Source organism: Streptomyces sp. BE20, from assembly GCF_036322525.1.
Lineage (GTDB): Bacteria > Actinomycetota > Actinomycetes > Streptomycetales > Streptomycetaceae > Kitasatospora.
Map to the genome: position 1 here is coordinate 1 of NZ_JAQYWW010000934.1, position 10,135 is coordinate 10,135.

The window sequence follows — 10,135 nt, forward strand, 5'->3', positions numbered from 1 at the left end:
AGGAGTTGGGTGAGGGACCAGTCGACGTGGGGGGCGAGGGCCTGTTCGCACTGGTTCATCTTCTCGGCGAAGACGGGTGCGGTGTCGAGGAGTTCGACGGCCATGCCGGCCCACTGCGAGCCCTGCCCCGGGAAGACGAAGACCCGACGGCCGCCGGCGTCCGCGACGCCCCGCACGAGGTGCTGGTCCTGGCCGCCGGCGGCCAGCGCCGCCAGCGCGCCCGCCCGGTCGCCGCCGAGCAGCACCGCCCGGTGTTCGAAGGCACCCCGCCCGGTCGCCAGCGAGTGGCCGACGTCCACCGGATCGCCACCGGTGGCGCGCAGCTGCCCGCCGAGCCGGCCGGCCAGCGCGGCCAGCGCCTCCGCGCTCCTGGCCGACACCGGCCAGGGCAGTTCGGTGGGTGCGCGCTCCCGCGGCGGGGCGACGGCCTCCTCGGGGGCCTGCTCCAGGACGGCGTGCGCGTTGGTGCCGCTGAAACCGAACGACGAGACGGCGATCCGGCGCGGGCGCCCGTCCTCGGTCTCCCACGGGCGCGCCTCGGTCAGCAGCTCGACCGCGCCCGCCGACCAGTCGACGTGCGGGGTCCGCTCGTCCGCGTGCAGGGTCCTGGGCAGGACGGCGTGACGCAGCGCCAGCACGCTCTTGATCACCCCGGCGACGCCCGAGGCGGCCTGAGTGTGGCCGATGTTGGACTTCAGCGAACCCAGCCACAGCGGCCGGTCCCCGGGCCGCTCCCGCCCGTAGGTCGCCAGCAGCGCGTCCGCCTCGATCGGGTCGCCCAGCGTGGTGCCGGTGCCGTGCGCCTCCACCGCGTCCACCTCGGCGGCCGACAGCCCGGAGTTCGCCAGCGCCTGACGGATCACCCGCTGCTGGGCCAGCCCGTTGGGCGCCGACAGGCCGTTGCTGGCACCGTCCTGGTTGACCGCCGAACCGCGCAGCACCGCGAGCACCGGGTGGCCGTTGCGGCGCGCGTCGGAGAGCCGCTCCAGCAGCACCACGCCCACGCCCTCGGCCAGACCCATGCCGTCCGCGCTCGCGCCGAAGGCCTTGCAGCGCCCGTCGGCGGCCAGCCCGCGCTGGCGCGAGAAACCGACGAACACGCCCGGGGTGGCCATCACGGCCACGCCGCCGGCCAGCGCCAGCGAGCAGTCGCCGCTGCGCAGCCCCTGCGCCGCCAGGTGCAGGGCGACCAGCGAGGAGGAGCACGCGGTGTCGACGGTGATCGCCGGACCCTCCAGGCCCAGCGTGTACGAGACCCGCCCGGAGACGACGGAGGCCGCGGCCCCCGCCACCAGGTGGCCCTCGGTGCCCTCCGGCGCACCGGCGGCCGCGATCGAGGTGTAGTCCTGGTAGTTGACGCCGACGAAGACCCCGGTCCGGCTCTCCCGCAGCCCGGCCGGGTCGAGACCGGCCCGCTCCAGCGCCTCCCAGGAGCTCTCCAGCAGCAGCCGCTGCTGCGGGTCCATGGCGACCGCCTCGCGCGGGCTGATCCCGAAGAACGCCGGATCGAAGTCGCCCGCGTCGTACAGGAAGCCGCCCTCCTTGACGTACGAGTGGCCGGCCCGGTCCGGGTCCGGGTCGTACAGGTCGGCGGGCCAGCCGCGGTCGGTGGGCAGCGCGCCGATCGCCTCGCCGCCGTCCAGCAGCAGCTGCCACAGCTTCTCCGGCTCGTCGATCCCGCCGGGGAAGCGGCAGCTCATCGAGACGATGGCGATCGGTTCGTCCGGGTCGCCCGCGGTGCCGGCCGACGCGGGCTCCGGCCGCGCCCGGTCGAGCAGCAGTTCGCCGCGCAGCGCGGTGGCCAGGGCCTGTGCCGAGGAGTGGTCGAAGACCACGGTGGTGCGCAGCCGCAGGCCGGTGGCCGCGTTCAGGCGGTTGCGCAGCTCGACGGCGATCAGCGAGTCGAAGCCCAGCTCGCGGAAGGCGCGGGTGGGCGTGACGGCGTCCACCGAGTCGTGCCCGAGCACGTCGGCGGCGTGCCGGCGGACCAGCTCCAGCAGGATCCGGTCCACCTCGGCGTCGGACTGCCCGCGCAGGGCGCGGCGCAGCGCGGCGCCCGCCTCGCCGTCCTCGCCCCGCTCGGCCTCGGCTGCCTCCGCCAGCGCCCTGACCTCGGGGATCTCGGCGATCAGCGGGCTGGGCCGCACCGAGGTGAAGACCGGCACGAACCGCGCCCAGTCGACATCGGCGACCAGGACGGTCGTCTCGTCGTCGTCCAGCACCCGCTGCAGACCCGCGAGCGCGAGCCGGGGGTCCAGGAACGGGATGCCCCGCTCCATCAGCTGGCGCTCCAGCTCGGTGGTGGCCAGCCCGCCGCCGGCCGCGCTCCAGATGCCCCAGACGATCGAGGTGGCCGCCAGGCCCCGGCCGCGCCGGTGCTCGGCCAGCGCGTCCAGGTAGGCGTTGGCCGCCGCGTAGGCGCCGTGGTCCGCGCTGCCCCACGCGCCGGAGACCGAGGAGAACAGCACGAAGGCGTCCAGCTCGGTGTCCCGGAAGATCTCGTCGAGGTGGGCCGCGCCCAGGGCCTTGGCCTCCAGGGTGGCCGCCAGTTCCTGGGGCCCGAGCTCCCGGACGGTGCCGAGCTGCACGGCGGCGGCGGTGTGCAGTACGGCGCGCACCGGGTCGCCGGCCGCGGCCAGCCCGTCCACCAGCGCGCGCAGCGCGGTGAGGTCGGCCAGGTCGCAGGCGGCCAGGGTGACCCGGCAGCCCAGCACGCCCAGCTCGCGGGCCAGCTCGGCGGCGCCGGGTGCCCGTTCGCCGCGCCGGCTGACCAGCACCAGGTGCTCGGCGCCGGTCCGGGCCAGCTGCCGGGCCACCTGGGCGCCCAGGCCGCCGGTGCCGCCGGTGATCAGCACGGTGCCGCTCGGGCGCCAGTCGCGCCGGGCCGTGGCCTGGGCGGCCCGCACCAGCCGGCGGGCGAACACCCCGTCCGGGCGCAGCGCCACCTGGTCCTCGGCGCCGTCGCCCGCCAGCAGCGCGAGCAGCCGCCCGAGCGCCTGCTCGTCGTCCCGCGCCCGCTCGTCGGCCGCCGCCCGCGCGTCGTCCCGTGCCGACGGCCCGTCGAGGGGCGGCAGGTCCACGAGGCCGCCCCAGAGCGCCGGGTGCTCCAGCGCCACCACCCGGCCCAGGCCCCAGACCTGGGCCCGCAGCGGGTGGCTCGGCCGCTCGCTTCCGCCGGTGGCGACCGCGCCCCGGGTCAGGCACCACAGCGGTGCCCCGGCGTCCAGCTCCAGCAGGGCCTGCACCAGCGTGGTGGTCGCCGCCAGACCGGCCGGGAGCGCGGGCAGTCCGGGCACCACCCGGTCGTCCAGCCCGAGCAGGCTGACCACCCCGGTCGGCCGGGGGCGACCCTCCAGCGCCGCGCGCAGCCGCTCGGCCAGCGTGTCCCGGTCGACCGAGGGATCGTCGACGACGACCGGGAGCACCTCGGCGCCGGCCGCGGTCAGCAGGGCGGCCAGCCGCTCGCCTGCCGGGTCCGCGTCGGGCGCCCCGGCGCCGCTGACCAGCAGCCAGGTGCCCTGCGGCGCGGTGGCCGCGGGCTCGGGCAGGCGGCGCCAGGCGAGCCGGTAGCGCCAGCCGTCCAGCACGGTCCGGTCGTGGCGGTGGCGCCGCCAGCCGGCCAGCGGTGCCAGCACCTCGCGCCAGCCGTCCGCGCTCACGCCCAGGGTCGCCGCCACCGCGTCGGCGTCCTCGCGGTCCACGGCGGCCCAGAAGTCGGTGTCGGCCGGGTCGGCGGCCGCCACCGGCGAGGCCGAGGTGTCCAGCCAGAACGGGCGGTTCTGGAACGCGTAGGTGGGCAGTTCCACCGGGCCGCCCGGGTGCGCGTCGAAGAGCGGCGAGAAGTCCACCGGCACGCCGTTCACCTGCGCCTGGGCCAGCGCGAACAGGAGGCGCGCGAGCCCGCCCTCGTCACGGCGCAGCGTGCCGAGCACCACGCTGTCGGTGTGCCCGACGTCCTCCAGCACGTCCTGCATCGGCACGGCCAGCACCGGGTGCGGGCTGATCTCCACCAGCGCCGCGCCGTCGTGGCCGAGCGCCGAACGCAGGGCCGCGTCGAAGTCCACGGTCTCGCGCAGGTTGCGGAACCAGTAGCCGGCGTCCAACCGGGCGGCGTCCAGCCGCCCGCCGGTGACGGCGGAGTGGAACGGCACCCGGCCCTCCAGCGGCCGTACGTCGGCCAGCGCCGCCAACAGTTCCTCGCGCACGCTCTCCACGTGCGCCGAGTGGCTCGCCACGTCGACGGCCACCCGCCGGGTCCGGATCCCCTCGGCCTCGCACGCGGCCAGCAACTCGGCCAGCTCGGCCGGGTCGCCGGAGACCACCACCGAGGTCGGGCTGTTGACGGCGGCCACGGACAGCCGGCCCTCCCAGCGGCGCAGCCGCTCGCGCACCCGCGCGGCCGGCAGGTTCACCGTGGCCATCGCGCCGGTGCCGGACAGCGGCCGCTGGAGCCGGCTGCGCAGTGCGACGATCTTGGCGCCGTCCGCCAGACTCAGCGCGCCCGCCACCACGGCGGCGGCGATCTCGCCCTGGCTGTGGCCGACCACGGCGGCCGGTTCGACGCCGTACGAGCGCCACAGCGCGGCCAGCGAGACCATCACCGCCCACAGCGTCGGCTGCACCACGTCGATCCGCTCCAGCGGCGGCGCGCCCGGCTCGTCGCGCAGCACCTCGACGAGCGACCAGCCCACGTGCGGTTCCAGGGCCTCGGCGCAGTCGGCCACCGAGCGGGCGAAGACCGGGGATTCGACGAGCAGCTCACGGGCCATGCCCAGCCACTGCGAGCCCTGGCCGGGGAAGACGAACACCGTCCGGTCCCGCCCGTCGCCGAACGCGCGGGCGGACACCGCGCCCGGCGCGGAGGCGTCCTCGGCCAGGGCGGTCAGCCCGCGCAGCAGGTCGCCGGGCTCCGCGCCCACCACCGCCGCGCGGTGCTCGAAGGCCGACCGGGTGGTGGCCAGCGCGCGGCCGACGTCCACCGGACGCAGCTCGGGGCGGGCCGAGAGGTGCGCGGCCAGTCGGGCCGCCTGGGCCCGCAGCGCCTCCGGGCTCTGCCCGGAGACCAGCCACGGCACCGCCGCCGGCCGGCCGGCGGGCGCGGCCTGCGCGGGCTCCGCCGCCGGGGCCTCCTCCAGCACCACGTGCGCGTTGGTGCCGCTCATCCCGAAGGAGGAGACGCCGGCCCGGCGCGGGCGCCCTTCCGGCCGCCAGTCCCGTGCCTCGGTCAGCAGCTCCACGTCCCCCGCCGACCAGTCGACGTGCGGGGTGGGCGCGTCCACGTGGAGGGTGCGCGGCAGCACCCCGTGCCGCATCGCCAGCACCATCTTGATCACGCCCGCCACACCGGCCGCGGCCTGGGTGTGGCCGATGTTGGACTTCAGCGAGCCCAGCCACAGCGGCCGGTCCGCCGGGCGCCCCTGCCCGTAGGTGGCCAGCAGCGAGTCCGCCTCGATCGGGTCGCCGAGCGTGGTGCCGGTGCCGTGCCCCTCGACCACGTCGACGTCGGCGCCGGACAGACCGGCGTCTGCCAGCGCGGCCTGGATGACCCGCTGCTGGGAGGGGCCGTTGGGGGCGGTCAGGCCGTTGCTGGCGCCGTCCTGGTTGATGGCCGAGCCGCGCAGCACGGCGAGCACCGGGTGGCCGTTGCGCCGCGCCTCGGAGAGCCGTTCGACCAGCAGTACGCCGACGCCCTCGCCCCAGCCGGTGCCGTCCGCGGCCGCCGCGAACGGCTTGCACCGGCCGTCCGCCGCCATCCCGCCCTGGCGGGCGATCTCCAGGAAGGCGCCGGGCAGGGCCATCACGTTGGCGCCGCCGACCAGGGCCAGCGAGCACTCGCCGGACCGCAGGGCCTGGGCGGCCAGGTGCAGGGCGACCAGCGAGGCCGAGCAGGCGGTGTCCACGCTCAGCGACGGGCCCTCCAGACCCATCGCGTACGAGACCCGGCCGGAGAGCACGCTGATCGCGTTGCCGGTCATCAGGAAGCCCTTGACGGCCTCCGGGGCGCTCTGCCCCAGCGTGCCGTACCCCTGGTCCACGGCGGTCACGTAGACGCCGGTGGAGCTGCCGCGCAGCGCGTGCGGGTCGATGCCGGCCCGCTCCACGGCCTCCCAGCAGGCGAGCAGCAGCAGCCGCTGCTGCGGGTCCATGGCGACCGCCTCGCGCGGGCTGATCCCGAAGAACGCCGGGTCGAAGCCGCCCGCGTCGTCCAGGAACGCGCCGCGCGCCGGGGAACCGCCGGCCGCGAGCGCGCCCAGGTCCCAGCCCCGGTCGCCGGGCAGGCCGGTCATCGCGTCCCGGTCGGCGGCCAGCAGCTCCCAGAGGTCCTCCGGGGTGCTCACCCCGCCGCCGAAGCGGCAGCTCATCGAGACGATGGCGATCGGCTCGTGGCTCTTGGCCTCGGCCTCGCGCAGCCGCTCCCGGGTCTGCTGGAGGTCGATGGTCACGCGGTTGAGGTAGTCGCGCAGCTTCTGGTCGCTCACGGGGTTTCCTGCACCTTCGTCTTGAGGAGGGGGGAGTCCTGCGCGGGGGCGTGTGCGCGCGCCGTCAGGCGCGGAGGCCTCACTGCCCCTCCAACTGCTGGTCGAGATAGGCGAAGATCTCGTCGTCGGTCGCGGCGACGATGGCGTCGGCGCTCGCTGCCCCGGCCGGCGGGCGCTCCGCCGTGCGCGCCAGCACCTCGCGCAGCCGGCGCGCCAGTTCCTCGCGGACCGGGGCCTCGGGGTCGAGCGTCGCGAGCATGGCCTCCCACTGCTCCAGACCGGCGAGCAGGGCGTCCGGGTCCGCGGCGGTCGTGGCGGGGGAGCGCTCGGCGGCCTTCGCCGCCAGCCGGCGGGCCAGCGCCTCCGGCGTCGGGTAGTCGAAGACCATGGCGGCCGGCAGCCGGACCCCGGTCGCGGTCACGAGGCGGTTGCGCAGCTCGACGCCGGTCAGCGAGTCGAAACCGATCTCCTTGAACGGGCGGGCCGGCCGGATCCGCTCCGGCGAGGAGTGCCCGAGGACGGCGGCGGCGTGACCGCGCACCAGATCGAGCAGCAGCCGGTGCGACTCGGCGGCGCTCAGCGTCGCGAGCTGCTCCAGCAGACCGCTCGCGGCCTGCCCGTCCGGCCTGGCCACCGCGGCCCGCGGCCTGGAACGGCGGACCAGCCCGCTCCACAGCGCGGGCCCGTCCGCGCGCAGCGCCGTCCGGTCGACCCGGGCCGCCAGCAGGTAGTGGTGCGGGCCGGCCAGCGCCAGGTCCAGCAGCGCCAGGCCCTCGGCGGAGGAGAGCGCGCCCACCCCGCCCCGGGCCATCCGGCGCAGCTCGGCGCCGCCGATCCGCTCGGTCAGCGCACTGCGCTCCTCCCACAGGCCCCAGCCGACGGACAGCCCCGGCCGCCCCTCGGCCCCGCGCCGGACCGCCAGGCCGTCCAGGACGGCGTTCGCCGCCGCGTAGTTGGCCTGCCCGGGGGTGCCGAGCAGGCCGGCGCCGGAGGAGAACAGCACGAAGGCCGCCAGGTCCTCGTCGGCGGTCAGCTCGTGCAGCGCGATCGCCGCGTCCGCCTTGGGCCGCAGGACCCGGGACAGCTGCTCGTCCGTCAGCGACTCGGCGAGCCCGTCGTCCAGCAGGCCGGCCGCGTGCACCACGGCCGTCAGCGGACGGTCCCCGGGCACGCCCGCCAGCAGCCCGGCCAGCGCGCCGCGGTCCGCGACGTCGCAGGCCGCCACCGTGGCCCGCGCGCCCAGTTCGGCCAGTTCGGCCACCAGCGCCCCGGCATCCTCGGCCTGCGGCCCGCGCCGGCTCGCCAGCAGCAGGTGGCGCACGCCGTGCCCGGTCACCAGGTGCCGGGCCACCAGGCGGCCCAGCGTGCCGGTGCCGCCGGTGATCAGCACCGTGCCCTCGGGGTCGAGCGGGGTGGGCAGCAGCAGCACGTTCTTGCCCACGTGCCGGGCCTGGCTCAGGTGCCGCAGGGCCTGCGGCGCCTCGCGGACGTCCCAGCAGGTCAGCGGCAGGGGGGTGAGTACGCCGCGGTCGAACAGCGCCAGGATCTCGGTCAGCATCTCGCCGATCCGCTCGGGGCCGGCCTCCATCAGGTCGAAGGCCCGGTAGCCGACCCCCGGATGGTCGGCCGCGATCCGCTCGGCCGACCGGATGTCGGTCTTGCCGAGCTCCAGGAACCGCCCGCCGCCCGGCAGCAGCCGCAGCGAGGCGTTCACGAACTCCCGCGCCAGGCAGTTCAGAACCACGTCCACCCCGCGTCCCAGCGTGGCCGCGAGGAACCGGTCGGCGAACTCCAGCGTGCGCGAGGAGGCGAGCCGTCCGTCCGGCAGACCGGCCTCGCGCAGCACCCCCCACTTGTGCTCGCTCGCCGTGCCGAAGACCTCGGCCCCGGCGTGCCGGGCCAGCTGGACGGCCGCCAGGCCCACTCCGCCGCTCGCCGCGTGGACCAGCACCGACTCCCCGTGGCGCAGGCCGCCGAGGTCGAACAGGCCGTAGTAGGCGGTCAGGTAGACGACCGGCACGGAGGCGGCCTGCGCGAACGACCAGCCGTCCGGGATCCGCGCCACCGTGCGCCGGTCCGCCACCGCCCGGGGGCCGAAGGCCGAGCCGAAGATCCCGAGCACCCGGTCACCCGGCGCCAGGTCGGTGACCTCGGCGCCGACCTCCAGCACCACGCCCGCGCCCTCGCTGCCCAGGCCCTGCTGGTCCGGGGTCAGTCCGAGGGTCACCGCGACGTCCCGGAAGTTCATGCCCGCCGCGCGGACCGCGATCCGTACCTCGCCGGCGCCCAGCGGCGCGGGCACGTACGGCAGCAGCGCCACGCCCTCCGGGGTGCCGTCACCGGTGGCCTCCAGCCGCCAGAGCGGCTCGTCCGGCGGGAGTGTCAGCAGCTCCGGGCGCGCCGCGGCGGCCAGCCTCGGCACCAGGAACTCCGAGCCGCGCAGGGCGAGCTGGTTCTCGCCCTCGGGCGGCAGCGAGCTCGGCAGGATGCCGGAGTGCTCGGTGTCGAGCAGGACGAAGCGGTCCGGGTGCTCGTTCTGCACACTGCGCAGCAGGCCCCAGACCGCCGCCTGGGCCAGGTCCACCGGCCGGTCGCCGGGGCGGGTGCGCACCGCGCCGACGGTGCGCAGCACCAGCCGGGAGTCGGCGAACCGCTCCTCGGCCAGCCAGTTCCGGACCAGCGCGAGGGCGCCTGCGACCGCGCGGTGCAGCCGGGCCGCCGGATCGGGCCCGTCGGTGCTCCCGGTGGCGTCGGCACCGCCGCCCGTACCGCCGTGGTCCGTACCGCTGTCGTCCGCGCCGATGCCGTCACCGGTCGGGCAGTCGGCGAACAGCACGGGCGGAACGGGCTCCTCGCCGCCGGTCGGGTCGAACGCGTCGAGCGGGACCCAGGAGCCGACCGGCCCGCCGCCGACGGCCTGCCAGTCGAGCCGGAACAGCCGGTCCCCGTCGGCCGCCGGTGCGAACGCGCCGGCTCCCACCGGGCGCAGCACCAGCGAGTCCACCGTCAGGACCGGGCGGCCCGCCAGGTCGTACGCGTCGAGCCGCACCGCCTCCGGGCCGTCCGCCGACACGCGGACCCGCAGCGAGGTCGCGCCGCTCGCGTGGGCGCTCACCCCGGTCCAGCTGAACGGCAGCCGGGCCTGCCCGTCCTGACCGGTCAGCAGCGCGCTGGCCTGCAGCGCCGCGTCCAGCAGGGCCGGGTGCGCGGTGCAGCCGGCGGCGTCGGCGTGCTGGCGCGGGTCCAGCGCGATCTCCGCGAACACCTCGTCGTCGCGTCGCCAGGCGGCGGTCAGGCCCCGGAAGGCGGGGCCGTAGCCGTAGCCGGCCTCGGCGAACCGGTCGTAGAGGCCGTCCAGGTCCACCGCCTCGGCCCGCGGGGGCGGCCAGCCGACCAGGTCCGCCCCGGTGGCCGGTGGTGGGGTGGTGAGGGTGCCGGTGGCGTGGAGGGTCCAGGTGGTGGTGTGTTCGGGGCGGGAGGAGATGGTGAGGGTGCGGTGGTGGGTGGTGTCGGGGGTGGTGGTGCGGATCTGGAGGTGGTGGGGGGTGGGGTCGGGGAGGGTGAGGGGGGTGTGGAGGGTGAGTTCTTCGAGGTGGGGGGTGTCGGTGTGGTGGGCTGCTTGGAGGGCGAGGTCGAGGAAGGCGGTGCCGGGGAGG

The 10,135-nt window shown here is 77.0% G+C and carries 2 protein-coding genes; both read right to left on the reverse strand.

Annotated elements, in window-relative coordinates; translation table 11 throughout:
* On the reverse strand, positions 1–6,479 hold a 6,479-nt coding region (locus PUR61_RS21975), incomplete at its 3' end, for a type I polyketide synthase (protein WP_329880982.1).
* Positions 6,480–6,558: 79 nt separating this feature from the next.
* Positions 6,559–10,135: SDR family NAD(P)-dependent oxidoreductase (locus PUR61_RS21980; protein WP_329880983.1), on the reverse strand; the 3,577-nt coding region annotated here is incomplete at its 5' end.